Origin of the sequence: Aminobacter sp. NyZ550 (assembly GCF_025628925.2) — a bacterium.
In the GTDB taxonomy this organism is placed as follows: Bacteria; Pseudomonadota; Alphaproteobacteria; order Rhizobiales; family Rhizobiaceae; genus Aminobacter; species Aminobacter ciceronei.
Window position 1 is genome coordinate 3765434 of sequence record NZ_CP114190.1, and the last position, 24467, is coordinate 3789900.

The window sequence follows — 24467 nt, forward strand, 5'->3', positions numbered from 1 at the left end:
CTCGAATCCCCTCCCTTGGAAGGGAGGGGAAATGGGGAAACTACACCAGCATGCCCATTGGGTTTTCGATGAAGCGCTTGAAGGCCGAGAGCAGTTCGGCGCCAAGCGCACCGTCGACGGCACGGTGGTCGGTCGACAGCGTCACCGACATCACATTGGCGATCTTGATCTCGCCATTCTTGACGACCGCCCGTTCCTCGCCCGCGCCGACCGCCAGGATGGTGGCGTGCGGCGGGTTGATGACGGCCGAGAAGTCCTTGATGCCGAACATGCCGAGGTTGGAGACGGCACTGGTGCCGCCCTGATATTCCTCAGGCTTGAGCTTGCGGTTGCGGGCCCGGCCGGCAAGGTCCTTCATTTCATTGGAAATGACAGACAGCGTCTTGATGTCGGCCTGGCGGATGATCGGGGTGATCAGGCCACCCGGGATCGACACGGCAACACCGACATCGGCGTGCTTGTGCTTGACCATGGCCTGGTCGGTCCATGACACATTGGCGTCGGGAACGGCCGACAGGGCCAGCGCCATCGCCTTGATGATCATGTCGTTGACCGACAGCTTGTAGGCCGGCACGTCGCCCTTTTCAGTCTTGCGCACCGGCGCCGCCGCGTTGAGCTGGGCGCGGAGCGCCAGCAGCGCGTCGATCTCGCAGTCGAGCGTCAGATAGAAGTGCGGGATGGTGCTCTTGGCCTCGACAAGACGGCGCGCGATGGTCTTGCGCATGTTGTCGTGCGGGATGAGTTCGTAGCTGCCTTCTTCGAACAGCTTGAGCACCTGTTCGTCCGACATGCCCTTGGCAGCGGGTGCTGCAGCCGGAGCACCGGCAGGAGCCTTGGCAGCAGGAGCAGCCTTGGCGCCGCCACCCGAGATCGCAGCCTCGACGTCGGCTTTGACGACACGGCCATGTGGGCCGGTGCCGGTGACAGCCGAAAGGTCGACGCCCGAATCCTTGGCGATGCGGCGGGCGAGCGGCGATGCAAAGGTCCGGCCGTCGCCGGAGGGTGCAGCGCCGTTGGTCGCAGCCGGCTTGGCTGCCGAAGCAGCAACGGGCGCGGCAACGACCGGAGCAGCAGCGGGCGCCACAGGTGCCGCGGCAACAGGTGCTTCCGCCTTCGGCGCGTCTGCCTTGGCAGGAGCGGCATCGCCGCCCTTGACTGCAGCCGCGACATCTTCGCCGTCGCCGGCGAGAATGGCGATCAGCGCATTGACCTTGACGCCTTCGGTGCCGGCCGGAACCAGCAGTCTGGCGACAGTGCCCTCATCGACGGCCTCGACTTCCATCGTTGCCTTGTCGGTCTCGATCTCGGCGATCACGTCGCCAGGCGAAACCTTGTCGCCTTCCTTGACCAGCCACTTGGCCAGATTGCCCTCTTCCATGGTCGGCGAAAGGGCAGGCATGGTGATATTGATCGGCATGATGACCTCCCGCCCGTGTCAGCGATACGTGACTGCTTTGACCGCCTCGATCACTTCGCCGACATTCGGCAGAGCGAGCTTCTCGAGATTGGCGGCGTAGGGCATCGGCACGTCCTTGCCGGCGATGGTGATGACAGGCGCGTCGAGGTGATCAAAGGCGCGCTGCGACACCTGGTTGGCAATGTGGTCGCCGACCGACGACTGCGGGAAGCCCTCTTCCACCACGATCAGCCTGTTGGTCTTCTTCACCGAGGCAATGATGGTGTCGAAGTCGAGCGGACGGATGGTGCGGAGATCGATGATTTCAGCATCTATGCCCATGCCGCGAAGTTCTGCCTCGGCCTTGATCGCATAGGTCATGCCGATGCCGAACGACACGATGGTGACGTCCTTGCCGGTCTTGTGGATGCGCGCCTTGCCGATCGGCAGAACGAAATCATCGAGCTTCGGCACGTCGAAGGAATGGCCGTAGAGGATTTCGTTCTCGAGGAAGATGACCGGGTTCGGATCGCGGATGGCAGCCTTGAGCAGGCCCTTGGCGTCGGCTGCCGAGTACGGCATCACCACCTTGAGCCCCGGAATGTGGCTGTACCATGCGGCATAGCACTGCGAGTGCTGGGCCGCGACGCGGGCAGCCGCACCGCTCGGTCCACGGAAGACGATCGGCGCGCCCATCTGGCCACCCGACATGTAGAGCGTCTTGGCAGCCGAGTTGACGATCTGGTCGATCGCCTGCATGGCGAAGTTGAAGGTCATGAACTCGACGATCGGCTTGAGGCCGGTCATCGCAGCACCGACGCCGACGCCGGCGAAGCCGTGCTCGGTGATAGGGGTATCGACGACGCGGCGCGGGCCGAACTCCTGCAGCAGGCCCTGGGTGATCTTGTAGGCGCCCTGGTACTCGGCGACCTCCTCGCCCATGATGAAGACGTCACCGTCGCGGCGCATTTCTTCGGCCATGGCATCGCGCAGCGCTTCACGCACCGTCGTCGACACCATCTCAGTGCCGGCGGGAATGTCGGGGTCGGCAGCGACTTCAGTCTTGGGCGCGGCAGCGACAGGGGTGGCGGCAACCGGACCAGCGGCAGCGGCCGGTGCTGCCGCGGCAGCGGGTGCCTCGGCCTTGGCAGGCGCAGCACCCTTACCGATGTCGGCAGCACTTTCGCCGTCCTGCAAAAGCACAGCGATCGGCGTGTTGACCTTGACACCTTCAGTGCCGGCGGCGATCAGGACCTTACCGAGGGTGCCCTCGTCAACAGCTTCCACTTCCATGGTCGCCTTGTCGGTTTCGATTTCGGCGATGACGTCGCCGGCGACGATCTTGTCGCCTTCGTTCTTCAACCACTTGGAAAGATTGCCCTCTTCCATCGTCGGCGAGAGCGCAGGCATGAGAATTTCGATCGGCATGTTCGCGCCCTCCCTTAGATCAAGATGTCGGTCCAGAGCTCGGAAGCATCCGGCTCGGGATCGGTCTGAGCAAAGTCTGCGGCGTCAGCCACGATGTCGCGAACATCCTTGTCGACCGCCTTGAGGTCGTCTTCGCTGGCCCACTTCTTGGCGATGAGGCGCGCCTTGACCTGTTCGATCGGGTCGTGCTCGGAGCGCATCTTCTGCACTTCGTCCTTGGAGCGGTACTTGGCCGGATCAGACATCGAGTGACCGCGATAGCGGTAGGTTTCCATCTCGAGGATCATCGGACCGTTGCCCGAACGGCACCATTCGGTGGCGAGATCGCCAGCGGCCTTGACCGCGCGCACGTCCATGCCGTCGACCTTGATGCCCGGAATCTTGAAGGACACGCCGCGCTGCGAGAAATCCGTCTCGGCCGAAGCACGCGTAACGGCGGTGCCCATGGCGTAGCGGTTGTTTTCGATGACGTAGATCACCGGCAGCTTCCACAGCGCGGCCATGTTGAAGCTCTCATAGACCTGGCCCTGGTTGGCAGCGCCGTCGCCGAAATAGGTCACCGAAACATTCGGATTTTCGCGATAGCGGTTGGCGAAGGCCAGGCCGGTGCCGAGCGACACCTGGGCGCCGACAATGCCATGGCCGCCGTAAAAATGCTTTTCCTTGGAGAACATGTGCATGGAGCCGCCCTTGCCTTTCGACAAGCCGCCCCGACGCCCGGTCAGTTCCGCCATGACGCCGCGCGCCGACAGGCCCATGGCAAGCATGTGGCCGTGATCGCGATAGGCAGTGATCATCTGGTCGCCTTCGATCAGCGACATCTGCAAGCCGGTGACGACCGCTTCCTGACCGATATAGAGGTGGCAGAAGCCGCCGATGAAGCCCATGCCGTAGAGCTGGCCGGCCTTTTCCTCGAAGCGGCGGATCAGAAGCATCTCGCGATATGCCGCGAGGTCCTGTTCCTTGGTGAAATCGACCGGCTTGGGTGTTACCGGCGCTGAAAGGGATTTTGAATCGGATCTAGATTTGGCAGGCGCTTTTTTGGCTGCGGTGGCCATGCATCACTCCCTAGTGGCGTCTCTTTGCGGACAATGAGGAGATCATGCATAATCTCTCCTCTCCATGTCCAAACGCTAGCATGGTGAGTGACGCTGCGCCATGCGGAAAAATGCATAGCAGGCATGCGGTTAAGCGCCTAAAAACGTTGGATTTCTTGTTGATTAACTGGAAGTCAGTTAATACGGCGCCCGGATGGCCGCATTATGGTCAGTTCATCAGCATGGGACATATTCAAGGCGTTGCGCGCCTGTTCGTCAAGCATGTCCTTCTCCAGCGAGCCGTCGTGGAGCATGTGGACGCGGCGCTCGACATCGAGGCGTTGCGCCCTGACCGTGTCCAGCCGGGCCTGGAGTTCGATGGCGCGCGCCTCGAGCCTGTACTTGGAATAGATACCGAATTCGCCATGATAGGCGTGGAAGCCGAAATAGGACAGGAACATCACCGCCAGCGCCGGCACGATCAGGCGCCCGGTGTTTGTCTGCTTATGCTGGCGTGTCCACATGGTCAGAACCTCTTTCAGGCTCTTGTCGCTCCATTGTGCTTAATGGAGCGTTACGGTCTGGTGCTCACCCGCTTCCAGAACCAAAAAAGGCGGGAAACATCCCGCCTTTTTCAATCATCTATGCAACAAGCGATCAGCCGCGCAGGATCGACCTGCCGGCGAAGCGCGCCTGCTTGCCGAGCTCTTCCTCGATGCGGATGAGCTGGTTGTACTTGGCGGTGCGATCCGAACGGGCGAGCGAGCCGGTCTTGATCTGTCCGCAGTTGGTGGCAACGGCGAGATCGGCAATGGTCGAATCCTCTGTCTCACCCGAACGGTGCGACATGACGGCGGTGTAGCTTGCCTTGTGCGCGGTCTCGACGGCGTCAAGCGTCTCGGTCAGCGAGCCGATCTGGTTGACCTTGACCAGGATCGAGTTGGCAACGCCCATCTTGATGCCGTCGCGCAGGCGGGCCGAATTGGTAACGAACAGATCGTCGCCGACCAGCTGCACCTTGTCGCCGCACAGATCGGTCAGGTACTTCCAGCCTTCCCAGTCGTCCTCGGCCATGCCGTCCTCGATCGAGATGATCGGGTAGTCGGCGGCGAGCTTGGCCAGGTACTTGGCCTGGGCCTTGGGATCGCGGGTCTTCTTCTCGCCTTCATAGACATAGTTGCCGCCCTTGAAGAACTCGGTCGCAGCGCAATCGAGCGCGAGTGCCACGTCCTCGCCCGGCTTGAAGCCGGCCTTCTCGATCGATGCCATGACGAAGTCGAGCGCAGCCTGCGCGCTCTTGAGGTTCGGCGCGAAGCCGCCTTCGTCGCCGACATTGGTGTTGTGGCCAGCGTCCTTCAGCCCCTTCTTCAGGGTGTGGAAGATTTCCGAACCCCAGCGCACGGCGTCGCGCAGCGAAGGCGCGCCGATCGGCATGATCATGAACTCCTGGAAGTCGATCGGATTGTCGGCATGCGCGCCGCCATTGATGATGTTCATCATCGGCACCGGCAGGACGCGGGCGTTCGGGCCGCCAACATAGCGGTAGAGCGGCAGGCCCGACGATTCGGCAGCGGCCTTGGCAACGGCGAGCGACACGCCAAGGATGGCGTTGGCGCCGAGGCGGCTCTTGTTGGGCGTGCCGTCGAGCTCGATCATCGTCTGGTCGATGTGGATCTGGTTCTCGGCTTCCATGCCGCCGATTGCCTCGAACAGCTCGCCATTGACGGCTTCGACGGCGCGCTCGACGCCCTTGCCGAGATAGCGCGGGCCACCGTCGCGCAGTTCCATCGCCTCATGGGCGCCGGTCGAGGCGCCAGACGGAACGGCGGCGCGGCCCATCGAGCCGTCCTCGAGAACCACGTCCACCTCGACGGTGGGATTGCCGCGGCTGTCGAGAATCTCGCGGCCGACGATATCGATGATTGCTGTCATGTGAGGCATCCCCGGGAGCTGATCGCAGATGGATCGGTTGGATTTCCGCGCCCGTCTTAGCCAAAGATCAGGAAAACGCAATCGCGGGCGGCCAAATATCACGCTGCGTCAGCCGCGGGATTCACTTTAGACAAAACGCTGTCATCATAATTCATCCGAACAGGCAGGCATCGGCCAAACTTTCGGGTAAACTGCGGGCGCGCGGGGCGAAACAGAGGGAGTTTCGCCATGTCCGAGTTGAGTGGTATCTTGAGTTTGTTCTTCATCGCCGCGGCGTTTCTGACCTCATGCGACAGTCAACCGCCCCCGCAAGGCGTGTCGCAGGTGCGGATACTACCGACACCAAGGTAAGTCGCCGGCACAAAAGAAAAGCCCCGCTTCGGCGGGGCTTTTTGCTTGTCAGCCATTCGCCACCAGCACGCCTAGTGCCAGTAAGGCTCGACGGCATAGTGTTCATAGGATGCATCGCGCGCCAGACGGCCATCGTCCTCGGTCAGTTCGTTCACCGAGTAGGAGGGTGCCGCCTTGAGCTGCTCCTTGGAAAACGGGACGACATAGCCGCCGCGACCCTTGTCGAAGTCCAGCGTCGACCACGGTATGGCGTGGTAGCGCTCGCCAATGCCCAGGAATCCGCCGAAACCGATGACGGCAAACATGATGCCGTTCGACAGCTTGTCGAGCATCACGTCCTCGATCGTTCCGATGGTCTCGCCCGACGTGTTGTAAACGTTGGTGCCGATGACCCTGGATGCGGGAATGGCTTTGGTGTGACCAGTGACTGTCGTCATGATCCTGCTCCTCGTTGGTTTGTGGATGCAGGACTAACGATCCCCCGGCGTGGAGGTTCCCCGATATTTCCGGCGACAGGAATGCCGGCGGTTCAGTCGTTGAGGATGAAGGTCACTTTCATGTTGACCCGGTAGGCGACGATCTTGCCATCCTCGACGACGACCTTCTGGTCCTGAATCCAGGCGCCCTCGACATTCTTGAGCGTCTTCGAGGCGCGCGCAATGCCCTCTTCGATGGCGTCCTTGAAGCTCTTGGTCGACGACGAGGTGATTTCGGTAACGCGGGCAACAGACATGGAGGCTCTCCGGCTGATACGCTCAGTCACGGAAGCGAGCCTACGCCCGGCGCAAGCCGGGCTCAAGCTGGAGTTGCAGACAGCCTGCCTCAGCCCTTGGCGATACGGTCGAAGGCCATCAGGCGTTCGAGCAAGGCCGGCATGTCCTTGAACGGCACCATATTGGGACCGTCCGAAGAGGTCGAATTGTCGGGGTCTTCATGTGTTTCGATGAACACGCCGGCAACGCCGACGGCTACGGCCGCCCGCGCCAGCGTCTCGACGAAGCGGCGCTCGCCGCCCGAGGTGGCGCCCTGCCCGCCCGGCTGCTGCACCGAATGGGTGGCGTCGAAGATCACGGGTGCGCCTATGTCGGCCATGACAGGCAGGCCGCGCATGTCGGAGACCAGCGTGTTGTAGCCGAACGACGTGCCGCGCTCGGTCACCAGCACGTTCGGATTGCCCGAGCCGGTCACCTTTGCCACCACGTTCTTCATGTCCCAAGGCGCCAGGAACTGGCCCTTCTTGACGTTGACCACCTTGCCGGTTTTTGCGGCAGCAATCAGCAGGTCGGTCTGGCGGCTAAGGAAAGCCGGAATCTGCAGCACGTCGACAACTTCGGCGACGATGGCGCACTGCTCCTCGGTGTGGACGTCGGTGACGACGGTGACACCGAGTTCCTTGCGCAGGTCGGCGAAGGCGGGCAGCGCAGCTTCAAGGCCCGCGCCGCGCGTGCTCGACAGCGAGCTGCGGTTGGCCTTGTCGAAGCTCGACTTGTAGACGAAGCCGATGCCGAGTTTCTGGGCAAGTTCCTTGAGCTTGCCGGCCATGTCGAAGGCATGCTGGCGCGATTCGAACTGGCACGGGCCGGCGATCAGCGACAGTGGCGCATCATTGGCGAAGAGGGTCTTGCCGACCGTCACATTTGCATTCGGCTTGGTCATTTCTGCTCCTCGAAGATGAAGATTGCGCCCTGCCCCGGCGCAGCCGGAACCACAAGGCGCTGGCCGTCTAGATCGTGCGCGACGGCGCGTTCGACAAGAAGCGCCCTTGTCGCGGCAAGGTCGTCGACGACAAAGACGATGGCTTCAAGTCGAATGCCCGGCGCATATGGCCCGTAGCGGATGCTTAGCCGCGCATTTGCGAGTGCCACGCCGGCATCGTCGGCCGCACTCCGTGCGATTGTCGCAAGCAACTTGGCCGCCGCCGCGATGTTTCCGGCAGCAAGCTCGATCGCCAAGACGCGTCCGGCGCCGTTGGCATGTGCCTGGAGCGCCGACCGGTCGACGGCAGGTACGTTGGCACGCTCGCAGGTGAAAAAGAAGGCGTCGGCATCGGCATTGGGCTGGGCAGCGAAAGCCAGCCGAAACGATGCTACGTCGGACCTGCCCGAGGCGTCGACGAAAGGACGCGAAAAATCGAGCCGGCTGCCTGCGGATACGCCTGCAGCCACGAACGCGGTATGGTCGGCGTCGGCGTCATCGGATCCGAACACAACGGCCGAAAAGCCCTCCTCGCCATGCGCGTCGCGGAAGACACGATCGCGCGCAACAAACGCGTTGCCTTCACGAACCGCCTTGTCGGCCGCGACCCGGTCACCGACGGCAAGCGGCTCCAGGAAGGTGCCGTCGCTGAGATAGACACAGCAATTGATGGTTCCGAACGGGTGCGTGCCTTGCGGCGAGACGCTGAAGCCAAGTGCGGCAAGCCGGTCGCGCGCCAGCGTCAGGTCACCGGTCGGCAGGACCACGTGGTCGAGCGGCCGCGGGCTGTTGGTTTTCGTCATGGCTGCGCTGTGCCCGAAATCCCGATGTGAAGCAAGACTGCCCGCTCGCGCTACGACGCCACCATGTCGCCCAGCCGGCGGACTGTGTTCCAATTGCGCGACGTGCCGACACCACCGGCGCGCTTGGGCGTCAGAGCGCCAAGCAGCCGCGACGACGCCATATTGCGGGAAAAATAGAGCCAGATGTCGCCGTCGACAGATGTGAGCTTTTCGTCGGCGGCGGCATAGGGGCGAAGCCGCTCGATCACTTCCGAAGTCACCGGCTCGCGCATCACACGGACACCGACCTGATCGGCGTGCAGTTCGGATTCCGCGAGAAAAGGGTTGGCAGCGACGAGCTTCAGCCAGGCGGCGGCATCGCGGACGATGATATCGACATGCTTGCCGAATTTTGGCGCGAACGCCGCTTCGAGTTCGCGCTCCAGTGCCGAAACCGTCTTGCCTTCTGCCTCGAAGACGAGGTTTCCGGTTGCAACCAGCGTACGCGGATTTTCGAGGCCGAGATCCGTCGCCATGTCACGCAAGTCGGACATGACGAGGCGACGGCCGGGTCCGAGAACGACGCTGTAGAGCAGCGCGACATAGGTGATCATGCGGCCGGCCACCCGGGGAAAGAAATGCGCGCCGGCGAGTGCACATCGGCGCGCATGGATATCAGACCAGCCGGCTCTGTTCGACAGCGGCTTCGATGAAGCTCGCAAACAGCGGGTGCGGCTCCAGCGGACGGCTCTTCAGCTCCGGATGGTATTGCACGCCGATGAACCAGGGATGGTCGGGATACTCGACGGTCTCGGGCAGCACGCCGTCGGGCGACATGCCGGCAAAGACCAGGCCGCACTCTTCGAGGCGGTCCTTGTAGTCGATGTTGACCTCGTAGCGGTGGCGGTGACGCTCGGAGATGTCGGTGTCGCCATAGATCTCGGCGATCTTCGAGCCTTCGGTAAGCTTGGCGTCAAACGCGCCGAGACGCATCGTGCCGCCGAGATCGCCCGAAGCCTTGCGCTTCTCGAGCATGTTGCCCTTGAGCCATTCGGTCATCAGGCCGACGACCGGCTCCTTGGTCGAACCGAACTCGGTCGACGAAGCAGCCTCGATGCCGGCCAGCGAACGGGCAGCCTCGATGCACGCCATCTGCATGCCGAAGCAGATGCCGAAATACGGCACCTTGCGCTCGCGGGCGAACTTGGCCGCCAGGATCTTGCCTTCCGAGCCTCGCTCGCCGAAGCCGCCGGGAACCAGAATACCGTGGACCTTTTCGAGGAATGGAGCCGGATCTTCCTTCTCGAAGACTTCGCTTTCGATCCAGTCGAGCTTGACCTTGACGTTGTTGGCGAGACCGCCATGCGACAGCGCCTCGATCAGCGACTTGTATGCGTCCTTGAGGCCCGTGTACTTGCCGACCACGGCGATGGTAACTTCGCCTTCCGGGTTGTGGATCAGCTGCGACACATTCTGCCAAGGGTCGAGACGCGGCTTGGGTGCCGGATCGATGCCGAAGGCGGCCAGGACTTCCGAGTCCAGACCTTCCTTATGGTAGGCCAGCGGCACGTCGTAGATGTGGCCGACGTCGAGCGCCTGGATGACGGCGGATTCGCGCACATTGCAGAACAGCGACAGCTTGCGGCGTTCTTCCTTCGGGATGTCGCGGTCGGCGCGCACCAGGAGGATGTCGGGCGCAATGCCGATCGAGCGCAATTCCTTGACCGAATGCTGGGTCGGCTTGGTCTTGAGCTCGCCAGCGGTGGGGATGTACGGCATCAAAGTCAGATGGACATAGACAGCGTTGTTGCGCGGCAGGTCGTTGCCGAGCTGGCGGATCGCCTCGAGGAACGGCATCGCCTCGATGTCGCCCACCGTACCGCCGATCTCGCAGAGCACGAAGTCGTACTCGTCATTGCCGTCGAGGATGAAGTTCTTGATCTCGTCCGTGACGTGCGGGATGACCTGGACGGTTGCGCCGAGATAGTCGCCGCGCCGCTCGCGTTCGATGATGTTCTTGTAGATGCGGCCGGTGGTGATGTTGTCGCTCTGGTTCGCCGAACGCCCGGTGAAGCGCTCATAGTGACCCAGATCGAGATCGGTTTCCGCGCCGTCGTCGGTCACGAACACCTCACCATGCTGGTAAGGCGACATCGTTCCCGGATCGACATTGAGATACGGATCGAGTTTTCGGATGCGCACGCGATATCCGCGTGCCTGCAGAAGAGCCCCGAGGGCCGCTGCGGCTATGCCTTTTCCAAGGGAAGAGACCACGCCGCCGGTAATAAAAACATATCGCGCCATGGGATTCATCGCTTAACGCGGCCAAATCGATTCCGCCAGAGAAAAATCCGCCGCGTCGGACTTTTCCCTATCTGGCTGTTCAGTGTTGCTGCCTGTAGGCCATGCAAACAAAAAGGCCGGCGTGACCGCCGGCCCGCTATCAGCGTTATGAAAACCCCTTACATGACGATGACTTCAGAGCCCATCCTCACGCGGTTGTAGAGATCCATGACGTGGTCGTTGACCATACGGAAGCAACCGTTCGAAGAGTTTGTGCCGATCGTCTGCGGCTGGTTGGTACCATGGATACGGATATGGGTATCCTTCTTGCCCTGGTAAAGGTAGATGGCACGCGCTCCCAGCGGGTTTTCCGGCCCGCCGTTCATGCCGTCCTTGTACTGGCCGTACTTCTTGGGTTCGCGTTCCTGCATTTCCTTGGTCGGGATCCAGCGCGGCCATTCCTGCTTGTCGCCGATGGTGGCCTTGCCCTTGAACTCCAGGCCTTCGCGGCCGACCGCAATCGCATAGCGGCGCGCCGTCGACGACGATTCGATCAGATAGAGATAGCGCGCGCCGGTATCGACGACGATCTGGCCGCGCTCGTAGCCGGAGAACGAGACTTCCTGCGGCTCGAAGTCGGACTTCACCTTGAACTGCTTCTTGGCCTGCTTGGCTTGCAGCACGGCGTCGAGCGCACGTGTCTGCGGCAGCATCGACTGCTGCGGCGCGCTGCCGCCGAAGATGCCGGCGAGCAGGCCGGTCTGGCGCGGACGATCCTGGCTCTCGCTGCGCAGCTCGCCATTGTTGCCGGCAGAAGCCACTTCCGCGACATCGGGCGCCAGTGGCTCGATCGGCTTCATCACAGCGAGCGGCTGGAGATCGCGCTTGGGAGCCGGAGCTGAGGCGGTGGCAACCTGGGCGGTAGCCTTTTCAGACTTCTTCAGGCGGGCAAGTTCGCGGGCCTGTTCGGCCTTCGCCTTGGCTGCGGCCCGCATCGCCATCTTCTTGGCCTCGAGCATCTTCAGCCGGGCGACTTCCTTATCGGCCTTGATCTTGGCTTCGAGGTCCTTGATTCGCGACAAGTCCTCGTCGGTCGGCTTCTTCTTTTTCTTGAGCAGCTTGAGTTCAGCAGCATCGCTCTTGGCGGCGACAGTGATGACGTCGCTTGCGGCAGGCTGCGGCGCCGCAACGGTGCCGGCCGAGGTGGCGGCAAAGGCTGTCGAGCTCATGAAAGTGGCGCAAAGGCCAGCAAGAAGGATGCGGCGGAGCTGCATGGCGAAGGGATCCCGAACGTTCAACGCGAAATTTTCTTGCGACCAAACGCGGTGCCCCCAAGGCTCCCCCGCCGAATGCCGCAACCCTGCTATAATAGATTAGCCGGAGGCGCCTCAAGGGAGGCACCACCGGCTGACCAATCGAATTGTCGTGATTGACGCGGCATTTGCCGCAACTGTGTTCAAACAACAACAGGTTGCGGCAAAGGGTAAATAGTTAGTTAGGAACCTGCGGCGTCGCAGGGGCTGCCGGCGTGGCCGGAGCTGGCTGCTCGGTGCCCGAAGCGGCAGGCGCGGCGGGCTGAGTCGCGGGAGCCGCGGGTGCCGTGGCGTCTGATGCCGGAGCAGCCGGAGCGGTCGACCCGCCGAGCTGGTCGAGAACGCCGTTGCCGCCGGTGGTTCCACTCTGGGTAGTCGGCACGCGGTCGAGGATGTCGGTCGGCTTGGCGCCGTAACGGGCAACGATCGACAGCGTCAGCGACGTGACGAAAAACACCGTCGCGAGGATGGCGGTGGCGCGAGTCAGCGCGTTGGCAGCGCCACGCGCCGTCATAAAGCCCGATCCGCCACCGATACCGAGGCCGCCGCCTTCAGAGCGCTGCAGGAGCACAACGCCGACAAGGGCGAGCACAACCATCAAGTGGATGACGATGAGGACGGTTTCCATTGCGCTTCCTGGGATCTTTCCTGACGTGGGAGGGCCGCACACAAAAGCGCCCGGCACTCCGGAGGCGGCTCAATACAATGCTTTCTAGGCATTTCCAAGCCCGCCGGCCGAATATGGGGTGACACGCTGCCTTTGCAACGGTCACGTGTGGTGAATCAGAGCTTGCGATAGGCGTCGGCAATGCCGAGGAAATCTGCCGCCTTGAGGCTGGCGCCGCCGACCAATGCGCCATCGACGTTGGCGACAGCCAGCAATTCGTTGGCATTGGACGGCTTGACCGAACCGCCATAGAGAATGCGCATCTTGGCAGCCGACGCCCCCAGCTTCGCGGCAAGGCGTTCGCGGATATGGGCATGCGCCTCGGCGACATCGGCAGCCGTGGGCGTCAAGCCGGTGCCGATCGCCCAGACCGGCTCATAGGCGATGACAGCATTGGCAGGCGTTGCCGTCGTCGGCACCGAGCCTTCGATCTGGCGCGACAATACCTGCAGCGTCGTTCCGCCTTCCCGCTCGGCATGGGTTTCGCCGACACAGATGACGGCAACCAGCCCTGCGCGCCAAGCCGCTTCCGCCTTGGCACGCACGATCTCGTCGGTTTCGCCATGGTCGGTGCGGCGCTCCGAGTGACCGACGATGACGTGGCTGGCACCGGCGTCCTTGAGCATCTCGGCGGAAACGTCGCCGGTATGGGCGCCGCTCTCCTTGGCATGGCAGTCCTGGCCACCCATCTTGACCGGGGTTCGGTGCAGGATCTCGGCAGCGCGCGAAAGCAGCGTCGCCGGCACGCACAGAAGCGCGTCGGTCTCGGCATCGAGGCCGCTCATGAAACCGCCGGCAATGTTGCGCAATTCGTTGAGCGAGTTGCTGGTGCCGTTCATTTTCCAGTTGCCGGCAACGAGTGGGCGGATTCCTGGCGTCATAGTGCTCTTCCCTCGAAATCGATGTTCGCTCGGGCAACCTCACTACCAAAAACAAGCCACAAAGCAATCGACACTGGCGGCGAAGGGCGCTATTGCGCTTCGTTCATGCAGGCGCATGCGACAATGCGCGTATACGGGATCTGTTACATGCTCGAATCGATGCGAAATGCTGCTGGAACCTGGGTTGCGAAGCTGTTGCTTCTGCTCCTCGTCGTCAGCTTCGCGATCTGGGGCATCTCGGGTCAGATGATGAGCCAGTTCGGCGGCGACCAGGTGGTCACGGCCGGCGGCACGCATGTTACAGGTGTCGAATACCGCCTCGCTTATGACCGCCAGCTGAACGTCATGTCGCAGCAGTTCGGCCAGCGCCTGACCCGCGACCAGGCCAACGCGCTCGGCATCGACAACCAGGTGCTTTCGCAGCTCGTCGCCGGTGCGGTGCTCGACGAACAGGCACGCAAGCTCGGCCTCGGCCTCTCCAAGGACCGCCTCGCCGAACTCACCTGGGACGACCCGACCTTCCGCGGCGCCGACGGCAAGTTCGACCGCCAGGCTTTTGAATACATCCTGCGCCAGATCGGCATGCGCCCCGAAGACTATCTGAAGAACCGCGCCCAGGTTGCGGTCCGCCAGCAAATCGTCGAAGCCGTTTCCGACGGCCTCGAGGCTCCTGATACCTTCCTGCGCGCCGTCGCACTTTACCGCGGCGAAGATCGCACCATCGACTACCTGCCGCTGCCCAAGTCGCTCGTCGAGCCGATCGCGGCACCGGGCGACGACGTGCTCAAGGCCTGGTTCGAGGAAAACAAGAAGAACTACGCCGCCCCTGAATTCCGCAAGCTGAGCTACGTCAAGCTCGAGCCGGAAGACATCATGGATGCCGCAGCCGTGACCGAAGAACAGGCGCGCCAGGACTACGACAAGAACAAGTCGCACTTCACCACCGCCGAGACGCGCAAGATCGACCAGCTTGTGCTGAGCGCCGATGCGGCCAAGGCTGCTTCCGATGCGATCAAGGGTGGTGCGACCTTCGACAAGGTTGTCGCCGACCAGGGCAAGACCGCGGCTGACGTGGCCCTCGGCTCGCTGACCAAGGACAGGATCGCCGACAAGGCGGTCGCCGACGCCGCCTTCGCGCTGCAGGCCAACCAGGTCAGCGACGTCGTCCAGGGCGCTTTCGGCCCAGTGCTGGTCCGCGTCAGCGAGATCACGCCGGAAACCGTCAAGACCTTCGACGAGGTCAAGGACCAGATCCGCAAGGAGTTGGCGCTGGCCGAAGCCAACCGCATCCTGCTCGACGTGCACGACTCCTACGAGGACGCCCGCGCCGCAGGTGAGTCGATGAAGGCTGCCGCCGACAAGCTGAAGCTCAAGATGGTGACGATCGATGCCATCGACCGCGCCGGCCAGCAGCCAGACGGCACCATCGTCAACGACCTGCCGGACTCGCGCAACCTGATCCAGGCGGCCTTCACCGCCGAATCCGGTACCGAAAACCCGCCGCTCAATGTCGGCACCAATGGTTTCGTCTTCTACGAGGTCGACGAGATCACGCCTGCCCGCGACCGCACGCTCGACGAGGTCCGCGAGAAGGTCGTCGCCGACTGGACCGCTGCCGAAGCGACGAAGCGTCTCAAGGCAAAAGCCGACGAGTTGGAGAAGCGCCTCAAGGACGGTGCCTCGCTCGACGTGATCGCCGGCGAACTCAAGCTCGAAAAGCAGACCAAGCGCGGCCTCAAGCGCGAGGCCGACGATGCCGATTTTGGCCGCGAGGGTGCCTCCGCGATGTTTGCAATGGGCCAGGGCGGCACTGGCATCGTCCCCGCCCCTGCCGGCGATGCGCAGATTCTGTTCAAGGTCGCCGAAGTGTTCGAGCCTGCCGGTGCGGACAAGAGCGCGGTGCCAGAGGACGCGCAGAAGCAGTTTGCCTCGGGCATGTCGGACGACCTGCTCGACCAGATCGTCGCCCAGCTCCAGGGCGAGTATCAAGCAACGATCAACCAGGCGGCGATCACCCGCGCACTTGCGTTGGGAACGCCATGAGCGCACTCAAGCCGCATATCGCCAAGGTCGCCGCGGGCACCCCTCTCACCTTCGAGGAGGCACGCGAGGCCTTTGACATCATCATGTCGGGCGAAGCCACGCCCGGCCAGATCGGTGGCTTTCTCATGGCGCTGCGGGTGCGCGGCGAGACCGTAAGCGAGATATCGGGCGCCGTTGCCACCATGCGCGACAAGATGCTGCGCGTCGAAGCCCCTGCCGATGCCATCGACATCGTCGGCACCGGCGGTGACGGTTCGCACAGCGTCAACATCTCGACTGCCTCGGCCTTCGTCATCGCGGGCGCAGGTGTGCCTGTCGCCAAGCACGGCAATCGCGGCCTGTCCTCGCTGACCGGCGCCGCCGACGTTCTGACCGCCCTTGGCGTCAACATCGACCTCACGCCCGAGGCGATCGGCCGCTGCATCCATGACGCCGGCGTCGGCTTCATGTTCGCGCCGGCGCATCACCCGGCGATGAAGCATGTCGGCGCGACCCGCGTCGAACTTGGCACCCGCACCATCTTCAACCTGCTCGGCCCGCTCTCCAATCCCGCCGGCGTCAACCGCCAGCTGGTTGGCGTGTTCTCGCCCGAATGGGTGCGTCCGGTGGCCGAGACGCTGAAGGAACTTGGCGCCCAGCACGTCTGGGTGGTCCACGGCGACGGTTATGACGAGATCACCACGACGGGTGAGACCCATGTCGCAGCCCTCAAGGACGGTGTGATCACCACGTTTACGCTGGCGCCCGAACAGGTCGGCTTGAGCAAGCATACGCGCGAAGAGCTGCGCGGCGGCGATTCCGCCTACAATGCCGCTGCCCTGCGCGGGGTTCTCGAAGGTGCCAAGGGTGCCTATCGCGACACGGTGCTGATGAATGCCGGTGCCGGCCTCGTCGTTGCCGGCAAGGCTGCAACGATCGGCGAAGGCGTGCCGCTTGCCGCCGAGGCAATCGACAGCGGCCGCGCCAAGGCAGTGCTCGACCGACTGGTCGCCGTTTCGAACGGATAGAGACATGGCCGATATCCTGCGCCGCATCGAAGCCTACAAGCGCGACGAGATCGCCGCAGCGAAGGCGCTGCTGCCGCTCGCCGAGCTCAAGGCGCGCGCCCGCGACGTCACCAAGCCGCGCGGCTTTCTCGCGGCACTCGAAACCAGCCACAGTGAAAGCCGCTTTGGCCTGATCGCCGAGATCAAGAAGGCGAGCCCGTCCAAAGGCCTGATCCGTCCCGACTTCGATCCGCCGGCGCTCGCCAGGGCCTATGCCGACGGCGGCGCTGCCTGCCTGTCGGTGCTGACGGACACGCCGTCCTTCCAGGGCGCACCGGAATTCCTGACCGCCGCGCGCGATGCCTGCGCCTTGCCGGCATTGCGCAAGGACTTCATGTTCGAGCCCTATCAGGTGCACGAAGCACGTGCCTGGGGCGCGGACGCGATCCTGATCATCATGGCGAGCCTGAGCGACGAAGATGCCAGGCGTATCGAGGATGAGGCGTTCGAAATCGGCATGGACGTGCTCGTCGAGGTCCATGACGAAGAAGAGACAGAACGCGCGCTGAAGCTTCAGTCGCGCCTGCTCGGCATCAACAACCGCAACCTGCGCACATTCGAGGTCAGCCTCGACACGTCGGAGCGCCTGGCGCCGATGGTGCCGGCAGACCGGCTGCTGGTCGGCGAAAGCGGCATCTTCACGCATGCCGATTGCCTGCGTCTGCAGAAATCCGGCATCTCCAGTTTCCTCGTCGGAGAAAGCCTGATGCGGCAGGCCGACGTGACCTCGGCGACGCGTGCGCTGCTCGATGGCGCAGCCCTGGCAAGCGCCTGACATGGCAACCACCCTCACCCATATCGGCGCCACCGGCGAGGCCAACATGGTCGACGTCGGCGACAAGGCCGAGACGACACGCACGGCAATTGCCGAAGGCCATGTCGTCATGCGCCCGGAGACACTGGCGTTGATCCTGTCGGGCAACGCCAAGAAGGGTGACGTGTTCGGCACCGCCCGCATTGCCGGCATCATGGCGGCCAAACGCACCCATGAGCTCGTGCCGCTCTGCCATCCCATTCTTTTGACCAAGGTTTCGGTCGAGATCGAGCCAGATGAGGCGCTGCCCGGCCTGCGCGTCACGGCGCTTGCCCGCGTCACCGGCAAGACCGGCGTCGAGATGGAAGCGCTGACGGCTGCCTCGGTCGCCTGCCTTACCATCTACGACATGGCCAAGGCCGCCGATCGCGGCATGGTGATCTCCGGCATCCGGCTGGTCGAGAAGACCGGCGGCAAGTCGGGCGACTACAAGGCTGCCGAATAGATGGCGCTGCTGCCCGTCGCCGACGCCCTGGCGCGCCTGCTCGACGCTGCCGAACCGCGCGGCACGGAAACTGTCGGCCTTGCCCAGGCATCAGGCCGCGTGCTGTCGGCTCCACTACACGCCCTGCGCACCCAGCCGCCCTTTGACGCCTCCGCCATGGATGGCTACGCCGTCCAGGCCGCCGACATCGCTTCACTGCCGGCGCAGCTCAAGGTTATCGGCCAGGCACCCGCCGGCAAGCAGTTCACGGGCACCGTCGGACCAGGCGAGTGCGTCCGCATCTTCACCGGCGCACCGGTGCCACAAGGCACTGATACCGTCGTCATTCAGGAGAACGTTCGCGATCTCGGCAATGGCAAGATCGCGGTGCTCGAGCCAACGCTTGCTGGCCGCAACATCCGCGCCAGGGGCCTCGACTTCAAGCAGGGCGACCTCATCCTTGATGCAGGACGTGTGCTCGACCCGGCAGCGCTCTCGCTGATCGCAGCTGCCAATCATCCCAGCGTCGAAGTGCTGCGGGCGCCTCTGGTCGCCATCATCGCCACCGGCGACGAGCTATTGCCGCCGGGCAGCAATCCCGGGCCCGACCAGATCATCGCCTCCAACGCCTATGGCGTCGCGGCGATCGTTCAGTCGGTTGGCGCGCGCGTACTCGATCTCGGCATCGCCGCCGACCGCACCGAGGCAATCTCCGCACTGGTCGCCAAGGCGCTCGCCGCCGACGCCGATGTGATCGTCACGCTGGGCGGCGCTTCGGTCGGCGACCACGACCTCGTTCACCGTGTCCTGACCGATCTCGGCATGGATCTCAACTTCTGGAAGATCGCGATGCGCCCGGGCAAGCCGCTGATGTTCGGCCGGCTCGGCAACAGCCGCTGCGTCGGCCTGCCGGGCAATCCGGTCGCCAGCCTGATCTGCTCGCAGATTTTCCTGAAACCTCTGCTGGCGAAGCTTGGCGGCCGCCCTTATTCACCCGACATGCGCAACGGTATTCTCGACACGGCAATGGCGGCCAACGACCTGCGCCAGGACTTTGTCCGCGCGATTGCGCGCGAGACCGCTGAGGGTCTCGTCGTCACACCCTACCTGATCCAGGACTCTTCGATGCTGCGCACGCTGGCCGACGCCAACTGCGCCATCGTGCGGGTGCCCTTCGCGCCTGCAGTCGAAGCCGGCAGCGCCTGCCAGGTGATGATGTTGCGCTGAGCAGCACCTTCCACCCTTCACGAAATATCAACAGTTGCGGAACACAACTGGAACAGATAGTGTTTGTTCTGGGTTTGTTTTTCTTCTGATTCCTCGGGGGTGGCGATGCTGACGCGCAAACAACACGAGCTTTTGCTATTCATCCACGAGCGGCTGAAGGAAGCGGGTATTCCGCCATCCTTCGACGAGATGAAGGAAGCACTCGACCTCGCCTCCAAGTCCGGCATCCATCGCCTGATCACGGCGCTCGAAGAACGCGGCTTCATCAGGCGTCTGCCCAACCGGGCGCGCGCGCTTGAAGTGCTGCGCCTGCCCGATTCGATCGCGCCTGGCCTCAACGCGGCGAAGAAGTTCTCGCCCAGCGTCATCGAGGGTAGCCTCGGCCGCAAACCCGAGCCGTCACGCAGCATGTCGGCCGGCAATGACGACGATGTTGCTTCGGCGGTTGCCATTCCCGTCATGGGACGCATCGCTGCCGGTGTGCCGATCGACGCCATCCAGCACAAGACGCATTCGATTTCGGTGCCGCCAGACATGATCATGGGCGGCGAGCATTACGCGCTCGAGGTCAAGGGCGACTCGATGATCGAGGCCGGCATCTTCGACGGCGACACTGTGGTCATCCGCAGCTCGACCACGGCCAATCCCGGTGAGATCATCGTCGCCCTCGTCGACGACGAAGAAGCGACGCTCAAGCGTTTCCGCCGCAAGGGTGCCTCGATCGCTCTTGAGGCCGCCAATCCGGCCTATGAAACCCGCATCTTCGGACCGGACAGGGTCAAGGTGCAGGGCAAGCTTGTCGGCCTGATCCGCCGCTATTGATTGCCGGGGCTGCGTTTCCGCCACCTCGGCCTGTCCATCCTGCTGCAATCTGTAAGCCGGACTGATCTGCCCTGTTGCTATCGTGCCGTATCTGACGGCTCTGCGACGGCGGGTACAGATTTCGGACTCACCGTGTGGTCGCAGTCGGCGCTTTCGGGTGCGCCTTGGTTGCCCCGGCTGATGCCTTTGGGGGCATCTCCACTCGCTTGTAGGGCGGAAGGCCCCTCGCCTCGCGCGAAAATTGGCGCTGCGCATGCCACGGGCGGTACGGTTCCGCCACGGCGTGGCGTATCTCGACCGCCCGATCTACGCCAGCCGCCGCGGCTGTGATGAATATCGACGCACTGCCAAGGCGCGCCAGCTCGCGTTTGGTGAGCACGGCCACGCCGGGGCAGACGTCGCTTGCCGTGGCATCGTCGACGACGATGAGATTCGCGTTGTCGCAGGCTCGTGCAGCGGCGCTCGCATTCGCCGCATGGACGATCCGTGCCCCCTCCGGTTGTTGAACCGTGCACAGCCCGCTGTCACAGACGAAGGCGTCCGCGCCGGCGGCGTTTAGCTCTCCAGATACTGGTTTGCCGGGTATCGTACCGGCGACATCTGCCTCGGCTGTTGGCTGTGAGCCGGTCTCGCTGGGCAAACGGACAGTCCCGTTCGTTGCATTCGCGGCCGAACGGGCCGGGGTGACGAGTGTTTCCGACGCCAGCGCGCGCTGCCAGTTGTCGACGGTGAACTGGTTCGGCCGGACGCGATTGACGGCCAGCTTGCCATCGTCGACCGGGACGCCGACGAGGCGGCCATCTTCCGAAACGAGAACCGTGGGCGTTTCCGTTTCCACGACCGTCAGCAGCCCAAGGGCCGCGAATGGCAGTGCGGCGGCGCGCAGCCAGGTCGTTGCCGTCGACGCGATGACGAGTGCTGCAGTGAGCAACAGTACCGCATGTGACGAGACAAGGCCGACCGCATCGACCGGCGAGCGCTCGGAGAACCAGGTGGCGATGCCAATCATTGCCTTCAGGCCGAAGCCCATCGTGTCGAGGAAGGGGCCGTCGAGTCCAAGCGGCATGAAAATGCCAGCCATGACGGCAAAGGGCATGACCAGGACAGACACAAACGGGCTGACTGCCAGATTGGCGAACAGGCTGAGGGGCGAGACACGTTGGAAATGCCATGCACCAAAAACGCTGGTCGCGAGCCCGGCAATCACCGACGTCGCGGCGAGGCCTATCGCAACTGTCGCAAGCCAGCGCCAGATTTTGGACGGCAGCGATCTCTGACCGACCGGCAGCGCCTGCTCCTCCCGCCGGTCCGACCACCAGGCATATGCGCCAACGAGGGCTGCCGTTGCGGCGAACGACATCTGGAAGCTCGGCCCGACGACTTCGTGGGGCGAGATCATGATCACGACAACGGCCGAGATCGCCAGGTTGCGCATGGTGAGTGCTGCGCGGTCGAACAGCACGGCCGTCAGCATCACCGCCAGCATGATGAAGCTGCGTTGCGCCGCGACCTCGGCGCCTGAAATGAACAGATAGCCGCCGGTGGCGAGCAGTGCTGCGCCTGCCGCGTACTTCTTGACCGGCCGGTGCGAGGTGAAGCCTGGAAAGGCGGCGAAGCATAGCCGCATCAAAAGCATGACCGTGCCTGCGACCATCGCCATGTGCAGACCCGAGATCGAGATGATGTGGTAGAGCCCGGTACGCCGCAGCGCCTCATTGACATCCTCGGGAATGCCGCCGCTCACGCCGACGACCAGGGCAGCCGCGATTTCGCCCTCTGGACCGCCAATGCGGTCGCGAATGCGCTGGGCAATCTTCTGGCGCACATTCTCGATCGACGCGAATGCACGATCACTGGCCGACAGCGGCTGGGTGGTTGCAGCAAACTCTGGGCCTTTCATGAAAAAGCCGCTGGCGCCGATGCCGTCGAAATAGCTTTCGAAGGAAAAATCATAGCTGCCCGGCCGCACAGGCCCGGACGGCGGCATCAGCCTGGCATAACCCGTCACCTCGGACCCCGCCATGACGCCCTCAGGAAGCTTGCGGGCAACGAGCCGCACCCGATCGGGCGTATAACGCAAAACCGGGCGCGCGGTCGCCAGAACGTCAAGCGTCAGCCGCACCCTGCCCTTGTCCAGATTGTCGATTTCGACGACGCGCCCGGTGATGGCAGTCGAGATCTCGGCGCCCAGCATCTTCGTTGCCATGCGTTCGGTCTCGAACTTTGCACCCGCCATGCCGAGCATTGAGGCGGCGAGTGCGGCGAGCGCGTAGTGAACAGGCCGCCGTCCGCGCGTTAGGAAGGCGAGGACGGCCGGTGTCGCTGACACAACGACGAGCGGCGCGAGATCCGGCTCGTTCGGAAGCGCGAAATACACCAGGGCACCGGCGGCCAGAAAAACCGGAAGAAGCAGGAACGCCGCACCGCGGTCGAGTTCCGTTTCGATCGCGGCCAAGGTGGATCGTGCGGTGATCCGGTGACCGACCAGCAATTGCGATCCTTGCCGTAGCCAGGACTTGTGTCCTCGCTGAAACGGCGATGCATCAGCGTCAGGAGCAGCATCTCTCTCGGGCAGAGCTGGTGGTGTCCACGCAACGGCAGGCACGGCTGAAGAGGTCAGCAAGTCGCGCTCGCTGGCTTCGACCACCGGATTGTTACCGGCCTGCCCCTCCCGCATGCGGTCGCCCATCGGGCCTGCCTCTTGCGCCCCAGACCTTCTATGCTACATCAACCGCACACAAACGCCATGCGCCGCCGGTTTTTCGGCCAAGCGCCCTGCTTCCCTTGGAAATCGCCATGCCTGTCGTCACCCGCTTCGCCCCATCGCCCACCGGCTATCTGCACATTGGTGGCGCGCGTACCGCTCTCTTCAACTGGCTTTATTCCCGCCACACCGGCGGCACCATGCTGCTGCGTATCGAGGACACCGACCGCGAGCGCTCGACCGACGCCGCAACTGCCGCGATCCTCGAGGGCCTGACTTGGCTCGGCCTGACCTGGGAGGGTGAGCCGATTTCGCAGTTCGAGCGTGCGCCGCGCCATCGCGAGGTGGCCGAAGAACTCGTGCGCATGGGCAAAGCCTATTATTGCTACGCCTCGCAGGAAGAGCTGACCGAGATGCGCGAGAAGGCGCGCGCCGAGGGCAAGCCGCCACGCTATGACGGCCGCTGGCGCGACCGCGACCCGTCCGAGGCGCCGGCTGGCGTCAAGCCGGTCATTCGCATCAAGGCGCCGCAGGACGGCGAGACGCTGGTGCTCGACCGCGTGCAGGGTGATGTGCGCTTTCCCAACAAGGATCTCGACGATTTCATCATCCTGCGTTCGGACGGCGTACCGACCTACATGCATGCTGTCGTCGTCGACGATCACGACATGGGCGTCACCCACATCATCCGTGGCGACGACCACCTGACCAACGCCGCGCGCCAGACCGTCATCTACAACGCCATGGGCTGGGACGTGCCGGTGATGGCGCATATCCCGCTGATCCATGGTGCGGACGGCGCAAAACTGTCCAAGCGCCATGGCGCGCTCGGCGTCGATGCTTATCGCGCCATGGGCTATTTGCCTGAGGCCCTGCTCAACTACCTCGCCCGCCTCGGCTGGAGCCATGGCGACGACGAGGTGATGAGCATGGAGAACATGATCAGCTGGTTCGAGATCGAGGACGTCAACAAGGGTGCGGCACGCTTCGACTTTGCCAAGCTCGAGGCGCTGAACGGTGTTCATATGCGCCAGATGGACGACAAGAAGCTGTTCGACATCTTCGTTGCCACCTTGCCCTATCTGCCCGGCGGCGATGCCATCCTCGGCGGGCTCGACGACACGCGCAAGGCACAGCTGCTTGCCGCCATGCCGGGCCTCAAGGAGCGTGCCAAGACGCTGATCGAACTGGCTGACGGCGCAGGCTTCCTGTTTGCCCAGCGTCCGCTGCCGCTCGATGAGAAGGCCGCCGGCCTGCTCGCCGGCCCAGCCAAGGATATCCTCAAGGGCGCGCATGCGGCGCTCGCGACGGTCGCTGCCGCCGACTGGACGGCGGCCAATGCAGAGGCCGCGATCCGCGAGTTTGCCGGCCGCGAAAATCTTAAATTGGGCGGCGTGGCGCAGCCTTTGCGGGCCGCCCTGACGGGCAAGAGCACTTCCCCCGGAGTGTTCGATGTGCTCGCCGTTCTAGGGCGCGACGAAAGTCTAGCCCGCATTTTTGATCAAATCGATTAGGTCAGCAGTGCTTTCCTAGTTTTGCATTGAAATGAGGCTGTTGCGGTGCAACATTGCGGCAACAGGTCAATTTGAAAGCAGCGGGAAAGCTGGGAAGCGAGTTCAAGC

General features: G+C 63.5%; 22 protein-coding genes. 7 read left to right on the top strand and 15 right to left on the bottom strand.

Annotation, left to right across the window (positions count from 1 at the left end; translation table 11 throughout):
• Positions 1-40: 40 nt before the first annotated feature.
• The 14 genes from N7E70_RS18710 to tpiA all read right to left on the bottom strand — a co-directional run bounded on the left by N7E70_RS18710 (position 41) and on the right by tpiA (position 13765).
• Complete coding sequence (locus tag N7E70_RS18710) at positions 41-1417, bottom strand: pyruvate dehydrogenase complex dihydrolipoamide acetyltransferase (protein WP_263007267.1); 1377 nt, start codon at positions 1415-1417, stop codon at positions 41-43.
• An 18-nt stretch (positions 1418-1435) separates the two neighbouring features.
• On the bottom strand, positions 1436-2824 hold the full coding sequence (locus tag N7E70_RS18715) for a pyruvate dehydrogenase complex E1 component subunit beta (protein WP_263007268.1): 1389 nt from the start codon (positions 2822-2824) through the stop codon (positions 1436-1438).
• Positions 2825-2838: 14 nt separating this feature from the next.
• Entirely contained in the window at positions 2839-3882 is a 1044-nt protein-coding gene (pdhA, locus tag N7E70_RS18720; RefSeq protein ID WP_067962334.1) for a pyruvate dehydrogenase (acetyl-transferring) E1 component subunit alpha, read from the bottom strand.
• Positions 3883-4055: 173 nt separating this feature from the next.
• On the bottom strand, positions 4056-4385 hold the full coding sequence (locus N7E70_RS18725; protein WP_154387072.1) for an FtsB family cell division protein: 330 nt from the start codon (positions 4383-4385) through the stop codon (positions 4056-4058).
• 133 nt (positions 4386-4518) lie between these two features.
• On the bottom strand, positions 4519-5793 hold the full coding sequence (eno, locus tag N7E70_RS18730) for a phosphopyruvate hydratase (protein WP_067966597.1): 1275 nt from the start codon (positions 5791-5793) through the stop codon (positions 4519-4521).
• Between the two features lie 422 nt (positions 5794-6215).
• Positions 6216-6581, bottom strand: a complete 366-nt coding sequence (locus tag N7E70_RS18735) for a PRC-barrel domain-containing protein (RefSeq protein ID WP_263007269.1) — start codon at positions 6579-6581, stop codon at positions 6216-6218.
• 92 nt (positions 6582-6673) lie between these two features.
• Positions 6674-6877, bottom strand: a complete 204-nt coding sequence (locus tag N7E70_RS18740; RefSeq protein ID WP_067962338.1) for a dodecin family protein — start codon at positions 6875-6877, stop codon at positions 6674-6676.
• Between the two features lie 89 nt (positions 6878-6966).
• Entirely contained in the window at positions 6967-7800 is an 834-nt protein-coding gene (kdsA, locus tag N7E70_RS18745; protein ID WP_263007270.1) for a 3-deoxy-8-phosphooctulonate synthase, read from the bottom strand.
• On the bottom strand, positions 7797-8642 hold the full coding sequence (locus tag N7E70_RS18750) for a VOC family protein (protein WP_263007271.1): 846 nt from the start codon (positions 8640-8642) through the stop codon (positions 7797-7799). Before N7E70_RS18750 ends, kdsA begins: the two co-directional genes overlap by 4 nt.
• A 50-nt stretch (positions 8643-8692) precedes the next feature.
• A complete protein-coding gene (locus tag N7E70_RS18755; protein WP_263007272.1) occupies positions 8693-9235 on the bottom strand; it encodes a DUF1697 domain-containing protein in 543 nt (180 codons plus the stop codon).
• A 61-nt stretch (positions 9236-9296) separates the two neighbouring features.
• Positions 9297-10934 (bottom strand): CTP synthase, encoded by a 1638-nt coding sequence (locus tag N7E70_RS18760; RefSeq protein ID WP_154386024.1) that lies wholly within the window; start codon positions 10932-10934, stop codon positions 9297-9299.
• Positions 10935-11083: 149 nt separating this feature from the next.
• A complete protein-coding gene (locus N7E70_RS18765) occupies positions 11084-12133 on the bottom strand; it encodes a L,D-transpeptidase (protein ID WP_312870920.1) in 1050 nt (349 codons plus the stop codon).
• Positions 12134-12395: 262 nt separating this feature from the next.
• Positions 12396-12845: a preprotein translocase subunit SecG gene (gene secG / locus N7E70_RS18770; RefSeq protein WP_154386025.1), complete on the bottom strand. Its 450-nt coding sequence runs from the start codon at positions 12843-12845 to the stop codon at positions 12396-12398.
• Positions 12846-13000: 155 nt separating this feature from the next.
• Positions 13001-13765: a triose-phosphate isomerase gene (tpiA, locus tag N7E70_RS18775; RefSeq protein ID WP_067962354.1), complete on the bottom strand. Its 765-nt coding sequence runs from the start codon at positions 13763-13765 to the stop codon at positions 13001-13003.
• Positions 13766-13912: 147 nt separating this feature from the next.
• Here tpiA and N7E70_RS18780 point away from each other — a divergent pair, with 147 nt between their 5' ends.
• From N7E70_RS18780 to lexA, 6 genes are all read left to right on the top strand, one after another.
• Entirely contained in the window at positions 13913-15808 is a 1896-nt protein-coding gene (locus N7E70_RS18780; protein ID WP_263007273.1) for a SurA N-terminal domain-containing protein, read from the top strand.
• Positions 15805-16815: an anthranilate phosphoribosyltransferase gene (trpD, locus tag N7E70_RS18785; protein WP_067962360.1), complete on the top strand. Its 1011-nt coding sequence runs from the start codon at positions 15805-15807 to the stop codon at positions 16813-16815. The genes N7E70_RS18780 and trpD overlap by 4 nt, the downstream gene beginning before the upstream one ends.
• A gap of 4 nt (positions 16816-16819) precedes the next feature.
• On the top strand, positions 16820-17629 hold the full coding sequence (gene trpC / locus N7E70_RS18790; RefSeq protein WP_263007274.1) for an indole-3-glycerol phosphate synthase TrpC: 810 nt from the start codon (positions 16820-16822) through the stop codon (positions 17627-17629).
• Between the two features lies 1 nt (position 17630).
• Positions 17631-18113: a cyclic pyranopterin monophosphate synthase MoaC gene (gene moaC, locus N7E70_RS18795; RefSeq protein WP_263007275.1), complete on the top strand. Its 483-nt coding sequence runs from the start codon at positions 17631-17633 to the stop codon at positions 18111-18113.
• A complete protein-coding gene (locus N7E70_RS18800; protein WP_263007276.1) occupies positions 18114-19319 on the top strand; it encodes a molybdopterin molybdotransferase MoeA in 1206 nt (401 codons plus the stop codon).
• A gap of 105 nt (positions 19320-19424) precedes the next feature.
• The gene (gene lexA / locus N7E70_RS18805) at positions 19425-20141 is read left to right on the top strand and encodes a transcriptional repressor LexA (protein ID WP_067962367.1); all 717 of its coding nucleotides are present in this window, start codon (positions 19425-19427) and stop codon (positions 20139-20141) included.
• A gap of 127 nt (positions 20142-20268) precedes the next feature.
• Here the strand turns inward: lexA and N7E70_RS18810 are convergent, their stop codons facing one another.
• Entirely contained in the window at positions 20269-22596 is a 2328-nt protein-coding gene (locus N7E70_RS18810; protein ID WP_331461839.1) for a ComEC/Rec2 family competence protein, read from the bottom strand.
• A gap of 335 nt (positions 22597-22931) precedes the next feature.
• On the opposite strand from N7E70_RS18810, the gene gltX reads away from it, so the two are divergent.
• Entirely contained in the window at positions 22932-24359 is a 1428-nt protein-coding gene (gene gltX, locus N7E70_RS18815) for a glutamate--tRNA ligase (RefSeq protein WP_263007333.1), read from the top strand.
• Positions 24360-24467 lie beyond the last annotated feature (108 nt).